The organism is Microbacterium sp. 2216-1 (assembly GCF_046507855.1).
Lineage (GTDB): Bacteria > Actinomycetota > Actinomycetes > Actinomycetales > Microbacteriaceae > Microbacterium > Microbacterium esteraromaticum_C.
In genome coordinates, this window is sequence record NZ_JBKFTM010000001.1 from 1,153,687 (window position 1) to 1,172,625 (window position 18,939).

The following is an 18,939-nucleotide window of genomic DNA, read 5'->3' on the forward strand; positions in this document are numbered from 1 at the left end:
TCCTTTCCACACCATTCAGGAGAATCGTGGCTGTCAAGATCCGTCTCAAGCGTTTCGGCAAGATCCGTGCGCCGTACTACCGCATCGTCGTCGCCGACTCGCGCACCAAGCGCGATGGTCGCGTCATCGAGGAGATCGGCAAGTACCACCCCACCGAGCAGCCCTCGTTCATCGAGGTCGACTCGGAGCGTGCGCAGTACTGGCTGTCGGTTGGCGCTCAGCCGACCGAGCAGGTCACCGCGCTGCTCAAGCTGACCGGCGACTGGGGCAAGTTCAAGGGCGACAAGGACGCCAAGTCGACCGTCCAGGTCGCCGAGGCCAAGGCCGCCTTCGAGGTCGACGCCGACAAGAAGTCGGTCGTCAAGCCCAAGGCCGAGAAGAAGGAGACTCCCGCTGAGGAGGCTCCCGCCCCTGACGCGGAGGCCGCTGAGGCTCCCGCCGCAGACGCAGAGTAATCCGCTGTGCTCGCCGCCGCGCTCGAACACGTCGTCAAGGGGATCGTCGATCACCCGGACGATGTCCGCATCACCGCATCCGCATCGCCCCGAGGCGATCTGCTCGAGGTGCATGTGCACCCGGATGACCGTGGTCGCGTGATCGGGCGCGGCGGCCGCACCGCCAAGGCGCTGCGCACGCTGATCTCCGCCCTCGCCGACGGACGTCGCGTCCGTGTCGACGTCGCGGACGACTGACGTGTCAGCGGATCGCAATCAGCTCCGCGTCGGCCGTCTGCTCAAGGCACACGGTCTCAAAGGCGCGTTGAAGCTCGAGCTCTACACCGACAACCCCGAGCGCCGCTTCGTGCCGGGGGCCGAGTTCACGCTGCAGGTGCCCGAGGCATCTGCGTGGCACGGCAAGACCGTGACCATCCGCGAGTACCGCGTGATGAACGGCAACTCCGTCGTCTTCCTGGAAGGCGTCGATGACCGCACCGCAGCGGAGTCGCTCGTGCGGGCCATCCTGTGGATGGACGAAGACGACGAGGTCGAGGACGACGCCTGGTACGCGCACCAGCTCGCCGGTCTCGACGTGGTCCGAGACGGTGCCGTGGTCGGCCGCGTCGTGCGCGTGGAGCACCTGCCCGCCCAGGACCTGCTGATCGTCTCCACCGAGAGCGGCGAGGTGATGGTCCCGTTCGTCGAGGCCATCGTCCCGACTGTCGACGTGGCCGCCGGTCGCGTCGTTGTCACGCCGCCGCCCGGTCTCTTCGAGGAGCTCCCTGCGCCCGGCGCGGGATCGGATGCTACCGCGCCCGATACCTCGGATGCCGCCGCCTCCGGCGGCGAGTGACACCTCGTTAGCATCGACGCATGCGCATCGACGTCGTCTCCATCTTCCCGTCGTACTTCGACGGCCTGACGCTGTCCCTGCTGGGCAAGGCGCGCGATTCGGGCATCCTCGACCTGCATGTGCACGACCTGCGGGATTGGACCCACGATCGTCATCGCACGGTCGACGACACGCCCTACGGCGGTGGTGCCGGCATGGTGATGAAGCCCGAGCCGTGGGGGCTCGCGCTCGATGACCTCACCGCTGGGCTCGACACCCGACCGACCATCATCTTCCCGTCTCCCGCGGGCGAGCTGTTCCGCCAGTCGACGGCCCGCGAGCTGGCACATCGAGAGCACCTGATCTTCGGCTGCGGCCGCTACGAGGGGATCGATGAGCGCGTCTTCGAGTACGCGTCAACACTCGGCGACGTGCGGCTGATGAGCCTCGGAGACTATGTGCTCAACGGGGGAGAAGTGGCCGTCATGGCCATGACCGAAGCCATCGGCCGCCTGATTCCGGGCGTCGTCGGCAACCCCGAGAGTCTCGTCGAGGAATCGCACGAGGACGGTCTGCTCGAGTACCCGTCGTACACTAAGCCCTCGACATGGCGCGAGCGCGAGGTGCCCTCCGTGCTGCTGAGCGGCAACCACGGCGCGATCGCCGCATGGCGCCGCGAGCAGCAGATCGAACGCACCCGGCAGCGACGCCCCGACCTGCTCGCCGAGTAGCAGCGCGTCACGCTGGTACGGTCGGGGCATGGTCGACCAGACGCTTGCCCGCTCGTTTCTCACTGCCGGTGCCGACTACGACCGCTACCGTCCCGGGTTTCCCGCAGAGGCAGCGGATGCCATCGTTCCCGCCTCAGCGCGCGTGGCTCTGGACCTGGGCGCGGGCACGGGGAAGTTCACCGAGCTGCTCGTCGGCCGCGTCGACCGCGTGATCGCCGTCGAGCCATCCGAGCAGATGCTCGCCATCCTGCGGGCGAAACTGCCCGGCGTGGAGACGATGATCGGCGCAGCCGAGTCGATTCCGGCATCCGATCACTCTGTCGACGTCGTGACGGTCGCGCAGGCGTTCCACTGGTTCGATCGCGAACCGGCGTGTGCCGAGATCGCCCGTGTACTGGTTCCCGGTGGGCTGCTCGGCCTGCTCTGGAACCGATCCGACCCTCGTTGCGTCTGGGACCGCGCGTGCCATCGTGTCGCTCACCCGGCCGTAGGGGACACAGACGAGACGACGAGTTCTGCGGCGGAGCAGCTCCCGGGCTTCGACGTCGTCGAACGCGTGACTGTTCCCTGGGCGGAGAGCATCTCTCGTGCCGATTACATCGCGCGCTGGCACACCGTGAGCAGCTTCATGACAGCATCCGATGCCGAGCGCGCACGCATGACCGCTGATGTCGAACGCATCCTCGACGCCGACCCCGCGACTGCGGGGCGCGAGATCTTGGACCTGCCGCAGATCACGGACGTGTACGTTTACCGAGCACGCGTCTGAGAACAGGGAGGCGCACCAGAACAGGATGATTCCCCGAGAATCATCCTGTTCTGAGCAACGAGCCTGTTCTCGGTGACGAGGTCGCCTGCCTGAATCGTCAGTCGACGCCGAGGAAGCTGCGGTCGGTGAGCACGATCGGGCCCTCGTCGGTGACCGCGACCGTGTGCTCGGAGTGCGAGCCGCGCGAGCCGTCAGCGCTGCGCAGCGTCCAGCCGTCCGCGTCAGTGATGAGCTCGTCGGTCGTCGCCAGCAGCCACGGCTCCAGGGCGAAGACCAGGCCCGCGCGCAGCGGGAACCCGCGGCCGGCGCGGCCGTCGTTGGGGATGTGCGGGTCACCGTGCATGATGCGACCGACGCCGTGTCCACCGAAATCGGTGTTGATCGAGTAGCCCCCGCCATGCGAGACCTCGGCGATGGATGCTGAGATGTCGCCGATCCGGTTGCCCACGACCGCGGCGGCAATCGCCGCGTCCAGGGCACGCTCGGTGGTGTCGATCAGGCGCAGGTCCTCATCGCGGGGAGTGCCGACGATGAACGAGATCGCCGAGTCCGCCACCCAGCCGTCGACCGAGACGGCGAAGTCGAGCGAGACGAGGTCGCCGTCGCGCAGCACGTAGTCATGGGGGAGGCCATGCAGCACCGCGTCGTTGACCGAGGTGCAGATCACCTTGCCGAACGGGCCGCGGCCGAACGACGGGGCGTAGTCGATGTAGCACGACTCCGCACCGGCACGGCGGATCAGGTCGTGCGCGCGCTTGTCGATGGCGAGCAGGTTGGTCCCCACCTTCGTCTCGTCGCGAAGCGTGGCCAGCGTCTCGGCCACGAAGCGGCCAGCGGCGCGCATCTCGTCGATCTCGGCCGGGGTGCGCAGTTCGATCATCGGGGGTGTCCTCTCGTCAGCATCCCATTCTCCCCGATGCCGGCTGTTCGGATGCCCACAGCGAACGCGCGGCCATCAGCGCCGTCGGGGACGTAACATCGAAGCATGGTTCTACGACGGGCGTTCTTCCACTGGCTGCTGCCATCGGCGTTCCTGCTGCCGCTGTGGATGGTCGTCGGATGGGCGATCTTCGGGCAGTCCGGCTGGGCGTTGCTGTGGGTGCTGCTGATCGCCGTGCCGTCGCTGTTCATCGGGCAGCTCGTGCTGACCCTTCTCACCCGATCGCGTCCGTCGGTGCGCGCCGAACGCGCGGTGTCCTGGTGGGACGTCCTGGGCTTCGCGGTGTGGCACGGCCTGACGATCGCCGTCGCCTGCTTCATCGACGGGGCCTTCCCCTGGCTGCTCACCGGCGCGATCGTTGCCGCGCTCGGTCTGTTCTGGCTGCAACTGTGGCAGTTGTGGAACGAGGCGCGCGGCTCCGGCGCGCGAATCCGCGAGACCATCACGTGGTCGAGCATGTCGCGCTCGGATCCGGCATCTTCGTACGAATCCGAGGTGTTCATCGTCGAGGAGCGCCGGCCGCAGGATTGAGCGCGCCGCGCGGTTGGAAGCAAACCGGACTTCGTGGCAGAATAGATGCTTGTGCCGTGAACCGGCTCTGCCTCAGGGGAGCCCACGGATGCCTCGTGCTCCGCTTGGCACACACCCACTCTTGACCCTTTGAAAAATGCCCCCGACCTGTGGCGGGTGCAGAGAGAGACGATCATGCAGATCCTCGACGCCGTTGACGCGGCATCGCTCCGTTCGGACATTCCTGTCTTCCACCCCGGTGACACCGTCAAGGTGCACGTGAACATCACCGAGGGCAACCGCTCGCGTGTCCAGGTGTTCCAGGGCGTCGTCATCGGCCGCCAGGGCGACGGTGTGCGCGAGACCTTCACGGTCCGCAAGATCAGCTTCCAGGTCGGCGTCGAGCGTACCTTCCCGGTGCACTCGCCGGTGATCGACCACATCGAGGTCGTCACCCGCGGTGACGTGCGTCGCGCGAAGCTGTACTACCTGCGCAACCTGCGTGGCAAGAAGGCGAAGATCCGCGAGAAGCGCGAGAACTGACACGCCGAATGCGCAGAGAACCCCGGGACACAGCGTCCCGGGGTTCTCTCGTTGCGGTCGCGATATGCGAACCTGGTAGCGGCCGCCCCGGGCGGTGAGCCCGACGAAGAAGGATGCACATGACAGACGCCGCAGAGGCAGCACCGCGCCCATCACGAGGCAGGGGCTTTCTGATTTTCCTGCGTGACGTGATCGTCATCATCCTCATCGCGGCGCTGGTCTCGTTCGTCGTGAAGACGTTCGTTGTGCGCTCGTTCTACATCCCCTCCGGCTCGATGGAGCGCACGCTGCTGATCGATGACCGCATCCTCGTTGACGAGCTGACTCCGCGCTGGGCCGGCTATGAACGCGGTGACGTCGTCGTGTTCCAGGACCCGGGTGGGTGGCTCCCTCCGGCACCACAGCGCCCGGCGCGTCCGGGCCTCGTCGAAGCGACCGATTGGGTGCTCACGTTCGTGGGCATCTCGACCTCGGACGCGCAGGATCACCTCGTCAAGCGTCTGATCGGGATGCCCGGTGATCACATCGTCTGCTGCAACGCTCTCGGACAGCTCACCATCAACGGTTCGCCGGTGAATGAGCTCTCGTACCTCAATCTTCCCGAGGGGGACACCGCGGCGTCCAACACCGAGTTCGATGTCACGGTGCCGGAAGGCGCCGTCTGGGTGATGGGCGACAACCGCGATCGCTCGCAGGACTCCCGGGCGCACCAGGAGCTCCCGGGTGGCGGGTTCGTACCGCTGGAGAACGTTGTCGGACGGGCGTTCCTGACGACGTGGCCGCTGAATCGCTTCGGCATGATCGACACGCACGACGACGTGTTCCAAGCCGTTCCGGAGCCGTGATGGCCGTCGTCGAACCGACACTGCGGCTGGAGCGACAGCTGCTGAAGGACTTCGACCTGATCATCGCGCTCGATGAGGTGGGTCGCGGCGCGCTGGCAGGTCCCGTCGCCGTCGGCGCGGCGGTGATGGATGCCCGTGGCTCGCGGCGCCGAGTACCCGAGGGCCTGCGCGATTCGAAGATGATCACCGAGAAGCGGCGCCCTGAGATGGCGGAGCGTGCGCAGGCATGGGTGTCCGCATCGGGTGTCGGATGGTCAACGGCAGATGAGGTCGATGAGGTCGGCATCATGCGCGCGCTCGGTCTGGCGGCCTCCCGCGCCGTGCAGTCCGTGGTCGATCACGGGGCATCGCTGGATCGGACGCTCATCATCCTCGATGGCAACCACGACTACCTCAGCGCCGTGCACCCGGCATCCGTCACGGTCAGGACCGTGATCAAGGGTGACCGCGACTGCGCTTCGGTGTCGGCCGCCTCGGTGATCGCGAAGGTCGCCAGGGACGGCCTGATGGCGTCTCTGCACCCCGAGCACCCGGCCTATCAGTGGGATCGCAACAAGGGGTATGCGAGTCGTGAGCATCGCGAGGCGATCCGCGCGCAGGGACTTTCGCCGTTCCACCGTGCCTCGTGGGCGATCGCCGAGGCGCCGACCCTGTTCTGAGCGCGCTCTCGCCTAGACTGGAGCCATCATGGATGACGACGCCTTCGACGACTACGACCGCGAGCTCGAGCTTGCGCTGTTCCGCGAGTACCGCGATGTCGTTCAGCAGTTCCAGTACGTGGTCGAGACCGAGCGCCGGTTCTACCTCGCCAACGAGGTGAACGTCGTCCGCCGCGACACCGAGCACGACTTCTACTTCGAGATCTCCATGTCGGATGTCTGGGTGTGGGATATCTACCGCGCAGATCGCTTCGTCAAGGCGGTGCGCGTGCTCACGTTCAAGGACGTGAACGTCGAGGAGCTGCAGCGGCGCGAGTTCGAGATTCCGGACGAGCTGTCGCTCGACGGGCAGTGACGCACCGTTTGTCCCCAGATCTCCGATCTCGGTGACCTCTCCACAACGCGCGGGATAGTGGCGTTCGAGGGTCTCCGCCGCGCGTCAGGCTGTCGTCATGGCAGCGAAAGACGACTTCGGGCGAGCAGGCGAGGAACGCGCCGCGCAGCATCTGCGAGCCAGCGGGTACGCGGTGCTCGATCGCAACTGGCGATGCGCCCAGGGCGAGATCGACATCGTCGCGGTGCACGATGGGATGCTCTGCATCGTCGAGGTGAAGACTCGGCGCAGTGAGGCCTTCGGGCACCCGTTCGAAGCCATCGATGAACGCAAGCGACGGCGGCTGTGGCAGCTGGCGTTCGCCTGGGCCGCCGAGCACCCTGATGCCGCGCGCCGCCGTCCGGTGCGTCTGGAGGCCATCGGTCTGATCGGAGCGGATGCCCGAACGGCGCGCCTTGAGCACCTCGTGGACATGCTGTGAGCACGGCACGCACCTGGGCGGTCGCCCTCACCGGCGTCGATGGGCACCTGGTCGAGGTCGAGGCTGACCTGAGCAACCAGACCCCGGGATTCCAGATCATCGGATTGCCCGACAAGGCTCTGGGAGAGTCCGCGCAGCGGGTGCGCAACGCCTGCGTGAACGTCGGGCTGCCGTTTCCGCGTCGTCGCGTGACCGTCAATCTGTCACCGGCGAACTTGCCCAAACACGGGTCAGGTTTCGACGTGAGCATCGCCGTCGCGACGCTGGCGACGGAGGGAACCGTCTCGGCGGATGCCATTCGCGCGACCGTGCACATCGGTGAGCTCGGTCTCGACGGGCGGCTGCGTCCGGTTCCCGGCGTGCTGCCCTCGGTCTACGCGGCGGCCCGGGCCGGCTTCGAACGCGTCATCGTGCCGCACGCCAATGCCGACGAGGCGCGCCTGGTGCCGGGTATCGAGGTGCGGGCAGCGACGTCGTTGGCCGAGGTCGCTGCGCTCCACGGAGCCGAGATCGAGCCGCTCGAGGTCGATCCGGTCGTGTTGCCTGGGGAAGACGACCTCGAGGAGGACGCTCATCTGGAACTCGCCGATGTCGTCGGGCAGGATGACGCCGTCGACGCGATGATCACGGCGGCCGCCGGGGGACACCACATGATGCTGAGCGGCCCACCGGGTGCGGGCAAGACCATGCTGGCGCGGCGGCTGCCTGGCATCCTTCCGCCCCTGACCGAGGCGGAGGCACTCGAAGTGGCCGCGATTCGCTCGCTGACCGGGCGTGCCGTGACGCGCCTCGAGTCGGTGGCACCGTTCGAAGCACCGCACCACAGCGCGTCGGCCGCCGCGCTGGTCGGTGGCGGGTCGCGCGTGGCGCGGCCCGGCGCCATCGTGCGCGCGCACCGGGGTGTGTTGTTCCTCGACGAGACCCCGGAGTTCCAGCGTGTTGCGCTGGACGCGTTGCGGCAGCCGCTCGAATCGGGCCGCATCGAGCTGATCCGCTCCGGATTCAGCGCGTCGTTCCCCGCGAGGTTTCAGCTGATCCTGGCCATGAACCCCTGCCCGTGCGGTCAGTACGGAGTCCGTGGGTCGGACTGTACATGCCCGCCGATGGCGATCCGCCGCTATGCGGGCCGGTTGTCCGGACCGCTACGCGACAGGATCGACATCGATCTGCAGGTGGCGCGCGTCGCCGCTTCGCGAGCGACGTCGGGGGAGCGATCCCGGATGAGCTCCGCGGTCGCGCGCGAGCGCGTGCTCACGGCGCGCGCCGCCGCACAGGAGCGCTGGCAGGACACACCATGGCGCGTGAACGGTGATGTGCCCGGGGAACGGCTGAGGCAGGGGGACCTGCGACTACCCGCATCCGTGCGCGCACCGCTGGATCGCGCACTCGAACGCGGCACGGTCACCTTACGCGCCTACGACCGCGTCTTGCGCATCGCGTGGACGCTCGCCGATCTCGACGGACTCGGGATGCCCGGCGCTGACGAACTGGGACGAGCCCTGTTCCTGAAGAAAGGACTGCTGCCATGACGCAGACCCTTGTCCACCTCATCGATGACATCGATGTGCGCCGTGCCGCCGAACGGTTGCGGCCCGATGCCGACACCGCCGAGACAGCAGCCCGTGCCGCGTGGTCGGTGCTCGTGGAACCGGGTGACGGCGTGGCCGGTGCGCTCATCTCAGCCTTCGGCGCTCCCCAGGCGTTGCGGATCGCCCTGGGTGAGCCGCAGCTTCTGCCGCCGCACGTGATCTCACCGCGCGAGCTCTCTGAAGCGCTGGCCCGCTGGAGACCGCGTGCGCGACCAGAAGCAGTGCGTGAGGCACTCACATCATGTCAGCACGTCGGCGGTGGCCTGTTGCTGCCGGACGACGCGCATTGGCCGGCCGGACTGGACGACCTCGGAGCGCACGCACCTGTCGCGCTGTGGGCACGTGGCGACCTCACCGCGCTGGACTGCACAACTGGCGCGGCCATCGTCGGAGCCCGCGCTGCAACCTCATACGGGGAGTCGGTGGCCGGCGAGATCGCCGGTGACCTCGCCGGCGCGGGAACGCTCGTGATCTCGGGAGGCGCATACGGCATCGACGGCGCGGCCCACCGTGCCGCCCTGGGCGCGGGCGGCCGGACGGTTGCGTTTCTCGCCGGCGGTGTCGACCGTGCGTACCCCGTCGGGCACCAGCAGCTGTTCGACCGCATCCGGGCCGCAGGAGCCGTCCTGAGCGAGGTGCCGTGTGGGGCCGCGCCGACCAAGTGGCGGTTCCTTTCTCGCAACCGCATGATCGCCGCTGCCGGCATGGCGACCGTGGTCATCGAGGCGGGGTGGCGCAGCGGTTCCCTCAACACGGCCGGGCACGCTGCCAGCATCGGGCGACCGCTCGGCGCGGTGCCCGGGCCGGTGACCTCTGCCGCCTCGGCCGGTTGCCATCGCCTGCTGCGCGAGTACGACGCGGTGTGCGTGACCAGCGCGGAAGACGTCAGAGAGCTCTGGGGTGAGGCATCGACACCCCGGACATCATCCGATTCCGAGCATCCCGACCGGATCCGCCTGCGTGATGCGCTCAGTACGCGAACGCCTCGTGACGCGCAGGAGATCGCCCGCAACAGCGGCCTGTCCGTGGACCGGGTGCGCGGACTCCTCGGGCTTCTCGCGCTCGACGGCGAGGTGTCGCAGCGCAACGGAGGGTGGCTACGCAGTACATGACGGCGCGGCAGCCCGCGGCGAGTTCGGGTCCGCGGCATCCTGGACTGATGCGGTACTCAGCGGCTGTGCAGGCGTTCTGCGACCACCTCGAACAGGTGCGTCGCCTCTCGTCGGCGACGGTGCGTGCGTACCGCTCCGACCTCGCCGATCTCGGACGCGTGCTGGCCGCTGACGATCTCACCACGATCGATCTCGAGATCCTGCGCGAATGGTTATGGCAGGCCACCCAGCGCGGTGACGCCCGCTCGACGCTCGCGCGGCGCGCCGCGGCCGTGCGTTCGTTCTTCGGCTGGGCACAGGAGAACGACCTGATCGGCGCCGACCCCAGTCTTCGCCTCGTCACCCCCAAGCGTGCCAAGACGCTGCCGGTCATCGCCTCGAGCGAGGAGATCCGCGATCTGCTCGATACCCAGCGCACGATCGCTGCGGACGGCGACCCGATCGCACTGCGCGACCACGCCATGCTCGAGCTGCTGTACGGCTCGGGAATGCGCGTCTCCGAACTGTGCGGCATCGACGTCGACGACGTCGAGCTGCAGCGCCGCACGGTACGGGTGCTCGGCAAGGGAGCCAAGGAGCGCGTCGTTCCATTCGGGGGGCCCGCGGCGGATGCCATCGGCGCGTATCTCTCCCGAGCGCGTCCCACCCTCCACGCCCGCGCCGAGCGTCCGGGACCCGCTGCGTTCCTCGGGGCGCGCGGCGCACGGATCGGCCCTCGCAGCGTGTACACCCTCGTCGCACGGGTACTCGCCCCGATCGTCGGTGCCGAGCACGTGGGCCCCCACGCGCTACGACACTCCGCCGCGACGCATCTGCTCGACGGCGGCGCTGATCTGCGCGCGGTCCAGGAGATCTTGGGGCACGCCAGTCTCGGCACCACCCAGATCTACACCCACGTCTCGGCCGAACGCCTCACCGCGAGCTATCGCCTCGCTCATCCGCGCGCGTGAATCTGCGGCGTGACGCGCACCGTGAGTATCGAGCACTCACGGCGCAGCTGAGCAGCACGGCAGCAGAACCGCCCGCGGCACCTGCCCGAACAGCGGCAACGGATTGACGTACTCCCCGTCGACACGCACCCCGATGTGCATCGCGCCGCGCACGGTGTGACCCCCCTCGGCGACCGCACCGATCACGGCGCCCACGGTGACGACATCGCCGGGCGCCAGCGATGACGACACCGGTTCCCAGGTGCTGACGAACCCGGCCCCGTGGTCGATGGTCACCAGCGGACGATCCACCACGGTGCCGCGGAATGCCACCACGCCACCCGCCGGAGCATGCACATCCGCACCAGAGACGACGGCGATGTCCATACCGCGGTGGCCCGGCCCGTAGTCATGCGCCGGTGCTCGGAACGGCTCGACAACGCGTCGCGCACCGCCTACCGGCCACCGCCACGGGAAGCCCGGCGGCGCCTCGACATCGGTATCGGCGGCCGCGGCAGCATCCGCTGCACGGGCTCCGTCGGCAGCAATCGCCGGGCCGACCACGGCGGCGTCGGCGCGCACCGTTCCCACGCCGCCGAGGCCCAGCAAGACGCCGATGAGCGCGACCCGCACCAGCAGGAGCATCTGGCCGTCCGCCGCGTGTCTCCGCCATCGCACAGGCGTGCGGATGGGGGAGCGGCGGGTTGAGAGGGGAACGCGAGACGGTGGGCGCATCCGTCCACCCTGCCCGCGCTGCACCGCGGTGCGAGCGCTACTTCCGGCGGCGGTGGAGAACTGTCCCGGCGAGCCGTTCTGGGGACGACAGGCTCGCCGCCGAATCTCACACCAAGCGGTAGCCGACCCCGCGCACGGTCTCGATCAGATCAGACCCGAGCTTCTGACGCAGATAACCGATGTACACGTCGGCGACGTTCGACCCCGGATCGAAGTCGTAACCCCACACGCGACTGAGCAGCTGCTCACGGCTGAGCACCTGTCCTGCGTGTCGCACCAGCTCTTCGGCGAGGGCGAACTCGCGGGCCGACAGCTCGACATCGTGCTCACCGATACGGGCGCGTCTGCTGCGCACATCCAGGTGGAGTTCGCCGTGGCTGAGATCCAGCGATGCACCCGGCGCGTCCCGCCGCATGCGCAGGCGAATGCGAGCGAGTAACTCGTCGAAACGGAACGGCTTGCCGAGGTAGTCATCGGCCCCGCCCTCCAGACCCGCGATCGTGTCGTGCAACTCGACGCGGGCGGTGAGCATGATCACGGGCAGGGTCGAGCCCGAACCGCGCAGCTGCTCCAGAACGTGAAAGCCGTCGAAACCGGGCAGATTCACATCGAGCACGAGAAGGTCGAACTCGTCGGTGAGTGCCAACGCGAGCGCGTCGGGGCCGGTCGCGGCAACCCGGGTGGCGAACCCCGCCGCGCGCAATCCCTTGTCGATGAACCCCGAAATGCGGGGTTCATCGTCGGCGATGAGGATGGATGCCATCGTCACTCCTTCTCGGCCGGCGCGACGCCAGCGGGTGTTGCTTCGCGATCGATCTGCGCCTCGTCGACCGGCCCGCGTGGCAAGCGGATCGTGAACAGGGCCCCGCCGCCCGCGGCGTCGTCAACGCGGACGCTGCCGCCGTGTGCGTGAGCGATCAGGCGCACGATATTGAGGCCGAGCCCGCTGCCGTTGACGCCGTCCGAGGTGGCCGCGCGACGGAACCGCTCGAAGATCTCGTCTTTGTCTTCGTCGGGAATACCAGGGCCGAAGTCGCGCACCCACAGTTCGACATGCCGTCCGGTCAGTCTGCTGCCGAGCACGATGCGGCCACCGCCGTAGGCGACGGCGTTCTGCGCGAGCTGCAGCATCGCCTGGGTGACGCGGGCGGCATCGATCATCGCCCTCCCGCGCGCACGCGCACCGACGCTGATCTCGGCTCCGGTGATGCCCTGCGCCTTGCGAGCGATCTGATCGAGCAGATCGGCGAGATCCACCGACGTCGGAGTCACGGGCGATGATCCGTGCAGCGAAGCGGCGTCGGAGAGATCCTGCACAAGGCGCCCCATCCGCTCGAGCTCATCCAGCGTCAGAGCCTGAGTCGCACGCACGTCCTCGACGTCGGTCGGGTCCATCACCTCGATATGCCCGTGCACGATCGTTATCGGCGTCTTCAGTTCGTGTCCCACATCGCTGAGCAGACGGCGCTGCGAATCGAGAGCCGCGTCGAGCCGATCCAGCATCGCATTCATCGTTCGGGCGAGGTCGGCGACGTCGTCGTTGCCGACAACGGGAATTCGCTCGTCCAGCGAACGCGCCGATACGCGCGTCGCGATCTCGCGCATCTGTCGCAGCGGTCGCAGCAATCGCGTGGCGACGATGCCGCCGACGGCGGCGACGAGGACGAGGGCGATGAGCGAAGCGATCACGAACACCCGCGCGGTGTCTTCGAACTCTGCCAGCTCGGCGTGGATGTCATAGACCATGACGAACACCGCGGGATCATCGCCTGTGCTGCTCTCGACGACGATGGGGGCTGCGAGGTAGCGCCAGGCGAGGTCGTCGTCGACGTACGTCCCGATGACCGGTTCACCGGCGGCGGTCTGCTCTTGGATGTACTCCGCAAACACATCCGCGCCACTCAGGTCGACGTCCAGCCGGACGCCGGGAACCATGTTGATCTCGTTCGCGACCATTCCCATGACACCGGTGTTGTCATCGGCGCTCATGCGCTCAACGACCGAGCGCAGCGCCGCGGTCGGGGTGCTCCACGGCTGACGCTCGGGAGAGTCGGATGCCAGCGCTTCCCCTTCTGCGACGATGAACCGGGTGGTGTCGAGGTTGGCTCGCAGTCTTTCGTCCATCTGGTCCAGGGTCGACTGGCGCTCAACGAAGTACACAGCGCCTCCGACGGCGAGCAGACCGAGTGCCATGGTCGCGGTGATCGCGGCGACGATGCGGGTGCGCACGGAGACCATGCGCGGGCGCAGCACGCTCGCGAGACGGCTCCGGCGATTCGAGGAGTCTGCGGGGCCGGTCACCACCCCAGTATCCCGCAATCCTCACAACGCACTGACGCCCTAAGAGAGGTCTCATCGAGTCGACGGGCGCCTCATGATGCAATGAGTGGATGCACGCTCACGCCCGATCGCACCCGTTGCACAGCGACCCCGACTTCATGCTGTTGCGAGAGGCGCTCGGTGACGTTGCCGCCGAGACCGGGGGCGACGGCACGGCGCTCCGCCTGGTCAGCAGAGAACCCCTCGGTGAAGGCTCAGTCTCGGGATTCGCACCGACGGCGGACTCACCGGAGCAGATCTGGTACGTGGACACGTCGCGCCTTCCGGTACGGGCCGAAACGGGGTTGGCGACAGGGGATGACCCGGCGCGCCCCGAGGCGCGGATCTGGGCGCACCCGGCGGATCCCCACCTGCCCGCCCTCGCCGCGACGGCGTTCGGACACGCGGCCAAGGCGTTGCTGGCGCGACTGGGACTCGTCGCCACGGGTGAGCTGACCATGGTCGGGTACCGCCCTGGACGCCGCGCAGTGCTGCGCGCCGCAACCGATGGTGGCGATGTCTGGCTGAAGGTGGTGCGTCCGCGGCGTCTGGACCGGATTGTGGGTGCGCATCTTGCCTGCACGGAAGCCGGCCTGCCCGTTCCGACCCTGCGTGGCTGGGCGCCGGACGGGCTGCTTGTGCTGGACTCGGCGGTGGGTACGCCGGCGGCGGATACCCGGTGGAGCCCCCGATCGCTGCTCGATTCGGTCGACGCGCTCCGTGCGCAGATCTCGGGCGTCGTCTGGGACCGACCGGCCCCGTCGATCGCTGGCCGCCTCGACTGGTACGCGGGTCACGCGGGGGACGCCGTCGGGGTGCAGCGTCTGGTGGCGGGCATCCGAACACTGCTGGCGAACGCGACGGTGCGAGAAGACACCGTCGTGCACGGTGATCTGCACTTCGGGCAGCTCTTTCTTGCGGGTGAGGGCGCCGGCATCAGCGGCATGATCGACGTCGATACGCTGGGGCGCGGTGACGCGGCCGAGGACTCCGCAGCTTTCATCGCCCATGCGGTCGCGAGCGCGCGCCTCACGGGTGTTGATCATCGTGCCCGCATCGGGAGGCTCGCTGACGCGGCGTTGGAGCGCTGGGGCGACCCCCGTGTCCGCGGATTCACGGGCATCCATCTGCTCGGTCAAGCCAACAGCGCGCGGGTTCACGGCGATACGACAGGAGCGCAGACGCTGTGCGCCACGGCGCAACGCATCGTCGACGGCGGCTCGGCGGGGGACCAGACCGAAGAAACATAAGAACGCCCTCATGATCTCTTTCGATACTGCTTAGGAGGGGTCGAGACGATAGATACACAGGCGGAACGGCGCACGAGCCGGTCCCATGAGAAGCGAAGGACTGCACGATGACGAAGAAGAAGTGGATCGCATACGGCGTCGGCGGACTGGTCGGCCTGAGCGTGATGGCCACCGCAGCGGCAGCCGCGGCTGACACGATGCGCCTGGAGACCACCGAGGGGACTGTCGTCCCCGGTGGTGAGGTGACCGAGCGCGGCGGTGTCATCGACGGTGCCACCGTGCACCTGCAGCAGACGAACTCGTCGGTGACCGTCGTCAGCGCGCCGAGCGCGGTGACCGTGGCATCCGCAGCATCCGTGGCGTCCGCAGCCTCCCCGTACTCTGCGCCCAGCGCCGACTCGGCGCCCAGCGTCGCATCCGCCCCCAGCGTCGCATCCGCCCCGTCGGCCGTCTCTCCGCCGAGCGTCGCCTCGGCAGCGTCGGCGGCATCAGTGGCGTCCGCAGCATCGGACTGACTTCGGTTGCAGAGCGAGCGAGCCCCGGGAACTCTCCCGGGGCTCGCTCGTGTCATCTGGGAGTGAGGGCGATCCTGTACACTGGGAGGGCACCTCGAAGTCGGGGTGACTACGCGTGCCCATAGCGAATCTCTTCGCGGCATCCACTCCCAGCGGTCCTGCTCTACGGCAGGCGGGTGTGCGCCGGGCACCAGGATCGTCGGTCGCAAAGCCGACGAAAACAACCTCAACGGCGCCACGCGCCAGAACCAGGAGACGACCATGGCTGTGGTCACCATCCGCCAGCTGCTCGACAGCGGCGTTCACTTCGGACACCAGACGCGTCGGTGGAACCCGAAGGTCAAGCGCTTCATCCTCACCGAGCGCAGCGGCATCCACATCATCGACCTGCAGCAGTCGCTGGCGTACATCGACAACGCATACGACTTCGTCAAGGAGACGGTCGCACGCGGCGGCACGATCCTGTTCGTCGGCACCAAGAAGCAGGCACAGGAGATCCTCGCCGAGCAGGCTGAGCGTGTCGGTCAGCCCTTCGTCAACCAGCGCTGGCTGGGTGGCCTCCTTACCAACTTCTCGACGATCGCCAAGCGCCTCGCTCGTATGAAGGAGCTCGAGGAGCTCGACTACGAGAACCCGGCAGCATCCGGCTTCACCAAGAAGGAGCTGCTGCTCAAGAAGCGCGAGCTCGACAAGCTGCACAAGTCGCTCGGTGGTATCCGCAACCTGTCGAAGACCCCTTCGGCGCTCTGGGTCGTCGACGCCAAGCGCGAGCACCTCGCCATCGACGAGGCGAAGAAGCTGGGTATCCCGGTCATCGGCATCCTCGACACCAACGCCGACCCGGACGACTTCCAGTACCCGATCCCCGGCAACGACGACGCGATCCGCTCGGTCTCGCTGCTGACTCGCATCATCGCCGACGCTGCCGCTGAGGGCCTGCAGCAGAAGCACAACCCCGAGGCCGGCGACGCCGAGCCGCTCGCCGAGTGGGAGCGCGAGCTTCTCGAGACCGGTGCCGAGGCTGCTTCGACCGAAGAGACCCCCGCCGAGGCTCCGGCCGCGGACGAGGCTCCGGCCGAGACTGCCGCCGACGCCAAGTAAGCCACCCCGTACGCACAGACACGAAGCAAGGAGCCACCACAATGGCCAACTTCACCATCGCCGACATCAAGGCACTGCGCGAGCAGCTCGGCACCGGAATGGTCGACACCAAGAAGGCGCTCGAAGAGGCTGACGGAGACGTCGCGAAGGCCACTGAGATCCTGCGCCTGAAGGGCGCCAAGGGCAACGCGAAGCGCGCCGACCGCTCGACGAGCGAGGGCCTGATCGCCGCTCGCGAGACCGAGAACGGCGTGACGCTGATCGAGCTCGCCTGCGAGACCGACTTCGTCGCCAAGAACGAGCGCTTCATCGCTCTGGCCGACAAGGTTGCCGACGCGCTTGCTGCCGTCGGTGCCGACTCGCTGGAGGCTGCTCTCGCAGCCTCGGTGGGCGACCAGACCGTCGAGCAGCTGATCTCGGACGAGGCCGCCATCATCGGCGAGAAGGTCGAACTGCGTCGCGTCCGCACCCTGAAGGGTGACGCGTACTCGGTCTACCTGCACCGCACCAGCAAGGACCTGCCGCCGCAGATCGGTGTTGTCGTCGCCTACTCGGGTGACGACGCGGACACCGCGCGCAGCATTGCCCAGCACATCTCGTTCGCGAACCCCTCGTACCTCACGCGTGAGGACGTGCCGGCGGCCGACGTCGAGAAGGAGCGGGAGATCGTGACCGAGATCTCGCGCAACGAGGGCAAGCCCGAGGCGGCTCTGCCGAAGATCGTCGAGGGCCGCGTGACCGCTTACTTCAAGCAGGTCGCACTCCTCGAGCAGGACTACGCGAAGGACAACAAGCTGTCCGTGGCGCAGGTCGCGAAGGACGCCGGCATCGCCGTCACCGACTTCGCGCGCTTCAAGGTCGGCGCGTAACTTCCTTCAAGGGGGTTCGGATCCACACGATCCGAACCCCCTTATTCATGCCCATGAGGCGCTATCTTGAGACGGGATGAGAGGACACACCCCATGACTGAACGCACCGGACGCCGTCGCGTCCTTCTGAAGCTCTCCGGCGAGGCATTCGGCGGCGGACAGCTCGGCGTCAACCCCGACGTCGTAGGTCAGATCGCTCGCGACATCGCGGCGGCTGTCGATCGCGTCGAGGTCGCCATCGTCGTCGGCGGGGGCAACTTCTTCCGCGGTGCGGAGCTGAGCCAGCGTGGAATGGACCGCGGGCGCGCCGACTACATGGGCATGCTCGGGACCGTCATGAACGCACTCGCCCTGCAGGACTTCTTGGAGCAGGCAGGTGCGGCGACGCGCGTGCAGTCGGCGATCTCGATGACGCAGGTCGCTGAGTCGTACATTCCGCTGCGCGCGGAGCGCCACATGGAGAAGGGGCGCGTCGTCATCTTCGGCGCTGGCGCCGGCCTCCCGTACTTCTCGACCGACACCGTCGCGGCGCAGCGCGCGCTCGAGATCCGCGCTGATGAGGTGCTCGTCGCGAAGAACGGCGTCGACGCGATCTATACCGCGGACCCGCACAAGGATGCCAGTGCCGAGCGCATCGACCGCGTGACGTACCGTGATGCGCTGCAGCGCGGTCTCAAGGTGGTCGATTCGACCGCCTTCAGCCTGTGCATGGACAACAACATGGACATGCGCGTGTTCGGGATGGAGCCCGCGGGCAACGTCACCCGGGCACTGCTGGGCGAGCAGATCGGCACGCTCGTCACCTCCTGACGGTTCGTCGCTCGCGAATCGGCGCGCACGCGCCGGATAGAATTGCTGAAACCCCCGACCTAAGGAGCCCCCGTGATCGCGGATGTCCTCACTGATACCACTGCACGAATGACGCGCGCGGTCGATGCCGCCAAAGAGGACTTCGCCACGGTGCGCACCGGTCGTGCCAACCCGCAGCTGTTCCAGAAGCTGATGGTGGACTACTACGGCTCGCCGACGCCGATCGCGCAGCTCGCCTCGATGGCCAACCCCGAAGCGCGAACGCTCATCGTCACGCCGTACGACAAGAGCGCTCTCAAGGCGATCGAGCAGGCTATCCGCGACATGCCGAACCTGGGTGCGAACCCGACCAACGACGGCAACATCGTTCGCGTGACGATGCCTGAGCTGACGGAAGAGCGCCGCAAGGAGTACGTCAAGCTCGTTCGCTCCAAGGGCGAGGATGCCAAGGTGCAGCTGCGCGGCATCCGCCGGAAGGCGAAGGACCAGCTCGATGCGCTCAAGGCCGAGGTGGGCGAGGACGAGATCGCGCGGGGTGAGAAAGAGCTGGATGCTCTCACCCGTCAGCACGTCGATGCCGTCGACGAGGCGCTCAAGCGCAAAGAGGCAGAGCTCCTCGAGGTCTGATC

The 18,939-nt window shown here is 67.8% G+C and carries 24 protein-coding genes; 20 read left to right on the forward strand and 4 right to left on the reverse strand.

Going from position 1 to position 18,939, the window contains the following annotated elements; genetic code table 11:
- Positions 1–26 precede the first annotated feature (26 nt).
- Genes rpsP through ACLD0U_RS05330 form a run of 5 tightly spaced genes read left to right on the forward strand, consistent with a single transcriptional unit; the run spans position 27 to position 2,769 of the window.
- Entirely contained in the window at positions 27–455 is a 429-nt protein-coding gene (gene rpsP / locus ACLD0U_RS05310; protein WP_410340025.1) for a 30S ribosomal protein S16, read from the forward strand.
- Positions 456–461: 6 nt separating this feature from the next.
- Positions 462–692 carry an RNA-binding protein gene (locus tag ACLD0U_RS05315; protein WP_071644715.1) on the forward strand — a complete coding sequence of 77 codons (231 nt, stop codon included), beginning with the start codon at positions 462–464 and terminating at the stop codon, positions 690–692.
- A gap of 1 nt (position 693) precedes the next feature.
- A complete protein-coding gene (gene rimM / locus ACLD0U_RS05320; RefSeq protein WP_206549947.1) occupies positions 694–1,290 on the forward strand; it encodes a ribosome maturation factor RimM in 597 nt (198 codons plus the stop codon).
- Positions 1,291–1,310: 20 nt separating this feature from the next.
- On the forward strand, positions 1,311–2,000 hold the full coding sequence (gene trmD / locus ACLD0U_RS05325) for a tRNA (guanosine(37)-N1)-methyltransferase TrmD (RefSeq protein ID WP_179410983.1): 690 nt from the start codon (positions 1,311–1,313) through the stop codon (positions 1,998–2,000).
- Positions 2,001–2,028: 28 nt separating this feature from the next.
- The gene (locus tag ACLD0U_RS05330; protein ID WP_206823757.1) at positions 2,029–2,769 is read left to right on the forward strand and encodes a class I SAM-dependent methyltransferase; all 741 of its coding nucleotides are present in this window, start codon (positions 2,029–2,031) and stop codon (positions 2,767–2,769) included.
- Positions 2,770–2,866: 97 nt separating this feature from the next.
- Here ACLD0U_RS05330 and map read toward each other — a convergent pair whose 3' ends face one another.
- Positions 2,867–3,649: a type I methionyl aminopeptidase gene (gene map / locus ACLD0U_RS05335; protein ID WP_179410981.1), complete on the reverse strand. Its 783-nt coding sequence runs from the start codon at positions 3,647–3,649 to the stop codon at positions 2,867–2,869.
- Between the two features lie 105 nt (positions 3,650–3,754).
- On the opposite strand from map, the gene ACLD0U_RS05340 reads away from it, so the two are divergent.
- From ACLD0U_RS05340 to ACLD0U_RS05380, 9 genes are all read left to right on the forward strand, one after another.
- On the forward strand, positions 3,755–4,240 hold the full coding sequence (locus tag ACLD0U_RS05340) for an MFS transporter permease (RefSeq protein ID WP_179410980.1): 486 nt from the start codon (positions 3,755–3,757) through the stop codon (positions 4,238–4,240).
- Positions 4,241–4,414: 174 nt separating this feature from the next.
- Positions 4,415–4,762, forward strand: coding sequence for a 50S ribosomal protein L19 (gene rplS, locus ACLD0U_RS05345; protein WP_179411870.1), 348 nt, complete (start codon positions 4,415–4,417; stop codon positions 4,760–4,762).
- A gap of 119 nt (positions 4,763–4,881) precedes the next feature.
- Positions 4,882–5,607, forward strand: a complete 726-nt coding sequence (lepB, locus tag ACLD0U_RS05350) for a signal peptidase I (RefSeq protein WP_224817773.1) — start codon at positions 4,882–4,884, stop codon at positions 5,605–5,607.
- Positions 5,607–6,266, forward strand: a complete 660-nt coding sequence (locus ACLD0U_RS05355; protein ID WP_179410978.1) for a ribonuclease HII — start codon at positions 5,607–5,609, stop codon at positions 6,264–6,266. Before lepB ends, ACLD0U_RS05355 begins: the two co-directional genes overlap by 1 nt.
- 28 nt (positions 6,267–6,294) lie before the next feature.
- On the forward strand, positions 6,295–6,621 hold the full coding sequence (locus ACLD0U_RS05360; RefSeq protein ID WP_179410977.1) for a DUF2469 family protein: 327 nt from the start codon (positions 6,295–6,297) through the stop codon (positions 6,619–6,621).
- A 97-nt stretch (positions 6,622–6,718) separates the two neighbouring features.
- Entirely contained in the window at positions 6,719–7,081 is a 363-nt protein-coding gene (locus tag ACLD0U_RS05365; RefSeq protein ID WP_410340026.1) for a YraN family protein, read from the forward strand.
- Positions 7,078–8,610 (forward strand): YifB family Mg chelatase-like AAA ATPase, encoded by a 1,533-nt coding sequence (locus tag ACLD0U_RS05370; RefSeq protein ID WP_410340027.1) that lies wholly within the window; start codon positions 7,078–7,080, stop codon positions 8,608–8,610. Before ACLD0U_RS05365 ends, ACLD0U_RS05370 begins: the two co-directional genes overlap by 4 nt.
- Entirely contained in the window at positions 8,607–9,782 is a 1,176-nt protein-coding gene (gene dprA / locus ACLD0U_RS05375; RefSeq protein WP_410340028.1) for a DNA-processing protein DprA, read from the forward strand. The genes ACLD0U_RS05370 and dprA overlap by 4 nt, the downstream gene beginning before the upstream one ends.
- Positions 9,783–9,829: 47 nt before the next feature.
- Positions 9,830–10,732 carry a tyrosine recombinase XerC gene (locus ACLD0U_RS05380; RefSeq protein ID WP_410340029.1) on the forward strand — a complete coding sequence of 301 codons (903 nt, stop codon included), beginning with the start codon at positions 9,830–9,832 and terminating at the stop codon, positions 10,730–10,732.
- A gap of 36 nt (positions 10,733–10,768) precedes the next feature.
- On the opposite strand, the gene ACLD0U_RS05385 is transcribed toward ACLD0U_RS05380, so the two are convergent.
- From ACLD0U_RS05385 to ACLD0U_RS05395, 3 genes are all read right to left on the reverse strand, one after another.
- Positions 10,769–11,356, reverse strand: coding sequence for a murein hydrolase activator EnvC family protein (locus ACLD0U_RS05385; RefSeq protein ID WP_410340030.1), 588 nt, complete (start codon positions 11,354–11,356; stop codon positions 10,769–10,771).
- Positions 11,357–11,552: 196 nt separating this feature from the next.
- Positions 11,553–12,209 carry a response regulator transcription factor gene (locus ACLD0U_RS05390; RefSeq protein WP_179410972.1) on the reverse strand — a complete coding sequence of 219 codons (657 nt, stop codon included), beginning with the start codon at positions 12,207–12,209 and terminating at the stop codon, positions 11,553–11,555.
- 2 nt (positions 12,210–12,211) lie between these two features.
- Entirely contained in the window at positions 12,212–13,747 is a 1,536-nt protein-coding gene (locus tag ACLD0U_RS05395) for a sensor histidine kinase (RefSeq protein ID WP_410340031.1), read from the reverse strand.
- Positions 13,748–13,836: 89 nt separating this feature from the next.
- Between ACLD0U_RS05395 and ACLD0U_RS05400 the strand changes: the two genes are divergently transcribed.
- The 6 genes from ACLD0U_RS05400 to frr all read left to right on the forward strand — a co-directional run bounded on the left by ACLD0U_RS05400 (position 13,837) and on the right by frr (position 18,937).
- The gene (locus tag ACLD0U_RS05400; RefSeq protein ID WP_410340032.1) at positions 13,837–15,015 is read left to right on the forward strand and encodes a phosphotransferase; all 1,179 of its coding nucleotides are present in this window, start codon (positions 13,837–13,839) and stop codon (positions 15,013–15,015) included.
- 107 nt (positions 15,016–15,122) lie between these two features.
- The gene (locus ACLD0U_RS05405) at positions 15,123–15,530 is read left to right on the forward strand and encodes a hypothetical protein (protein ID WP_206549937.1); all 408 of its coding nucleotides are present in this window, start codon (positions 15,123–15,125) and stop codon (positions 15,528–15,530) included.
- A gap of 261 nt (positions 15,531–15,791) precedes the next feature.
- Positions 15,792–16,631 (forward strand): 30S ribosomal protein S2, encoded by an 840-nt coding sequence (gene rpsB, locus ACLD0U_RS05410; RefSeq protein WP_179410968.1) that lies wholly within the window; start codon positions 15,792–15,794, stop codon positions 16,629–16,631.
- 41 nt (positions 16,632–16,672) lie between these two features.
- Positions 16,673–17,500 carry a translation elongation factor Ts gene (gene tsf, locus ACLD0U_RS05415; protein WP_410340033.1) on the forward strand — a complete coding sequence of 276 codons (828 nt, stop codon included), beginning with the start codon at positions 16,673–16,675 and terminating at the stop codon, positions 17,498–17,500.
- 93 nt (positions 17,501–17,593) lie between these two features.
- A complete protein-coding gene (gene pyrH / locus ACLD0U_RS05420; RefSeq protein ID WP_179410966.1) occupies positions 17,594–18,310 on the forward strand; it encodes a UMP kinase in 717 nt (238 codons plus the stop codon).
- A gap of 72 nt (positions 18,311–18,382) precedes the next feature.
- Positions 18,383–18,937: a ribosome recycling factor gene (frr, locus tag ACLD0U_RS05425; RefSeq protein ID WP_179410965.1), complete on the forward strand. Its 555-nt coding sequence runs from the start codon at positions 18,383–18,385 to the stop codon at positions 18,935–18,937.
- The last annotated feature ends 2 nt before the right edge of the window (positions 18,938–18,939 follow it).

Coding starts and splice junctions, on each gene's coding strand:
- ACLD0U_RS05390 (WP_179410972.1), bottom strand. CDS start 12,209: ATGGCATCCATCCTCATCGCCGACGATGAACCCCGCATTTCGGGGTTC.
- ACLD0U_RS05355 (WP_179410978.1), top strand. CDS start 5,607: ATGGCCGTCGTCGAACCGACACTGCGGCTGGAGCGACAGCTGCTGAAG.
- rpsB (WP_179410968.1), top strand. CDS start 15,792: ATGGCTGTGGTCACCATCCGCCAGCTGCTCGACAGCGGCGTTCACTTC.
- tsf (WP_410340033.1), top strand. CDS start 16,673: ATGGCCAACTTCACCATCGCCGACATCAAGGCACTGCGCGAGCAGCTC.
- ACLD0U_RS05360 (WP_179410977.1), top strand. CDS start 6,295: ATGGATGACGACGCCTTCGACGACTACGACCGCGAGCTCGAGCTTGCG.
- ACLD0U_RS05400 (WP_410340032.1), top strand. CDS start 13,837: ATGCACGCTCACGCCCGATCGCACCCGTTGCACAGCGACCCCGACTTC.
- lepB (WP_224817773.1), top strand. CDS start 4,882: ATGACAGACGCCGCAGAGGCAGCACCGCGCCCATCACGAGGCAGGGGC.
- pyrH (WP_179410966.1), top strand. CDS start 17,594: ATGACTGAACGCACCGGACGCCGTCGCGTCCTTCTGAAGCTCTCCGGC.
- map (WP_179410981.1), bottom strand. CDS start 3,649: ATGATCGAACTGCGCACCCCGGCCGAGATCGACGAGATGCGCGCCGCT.
- ACLD0U_RS05340 (WP_179410980.1), top strand. CDS start 3,755: ATGGTTCTACGACGGGCGTTCTTCCACTGGCTGCTGCCATCGGCGTTC.
- ACLD0U_RS05380 (WP_410340029.1), top strand. CDS start 9,830: ATGCGGTACTCAGCGGCTGTGCAGGCGTTCTGCGACCACCTCGAACAG.
- dprA (WP_410340028.1), top strand. CDS start 8,607: ATGACGCAGACCCTTGTCCACCTCATCGATGACATCGATGTGCGCCGT.
- ACLD0U_RS05405 (WP_206549937.1), top strand. CDS start 15,123: ATGACGAAGAAGAAGTGGATCGCATACGGCGTCGGCGGACTGGTCGGC.
- ACLD0U_RS05385 (WP_410340030.1), bottom strand. CDS start 11,356: ATGCTCCTGCTGGTGCGGGTCGCGCTCATCGGCGTCTTGCTGGGCCTC.
- ACLD0U_RS05330 (WP_206823757.1), top strand. CDS start 2,029: ATGGTCGACCAGACGCTTGCCCGCTCGTTTCTCACTGCCGGTGCCGAC.
- rplS (WP_179411870.1), top strand. CDS start 4,415: ATGCAGATCCTCGACGCCGTTGACGCGGCATCGCTCCGTTCGGACATT.
- ACLD0U_RS05365 (WP_410340026.1), top strand. CDS start 6,719: ATGGCAGCGAAAGACGACTTCGGGCGAGCAGGCGAGGAACGCGCCGCG.
- trmD (WP_179410983.1), top strand. CDS start 1,311: ATGCGCATCGACGTCGTCTCCATCTTCCCGTCGTACTTCGACGGCCTG.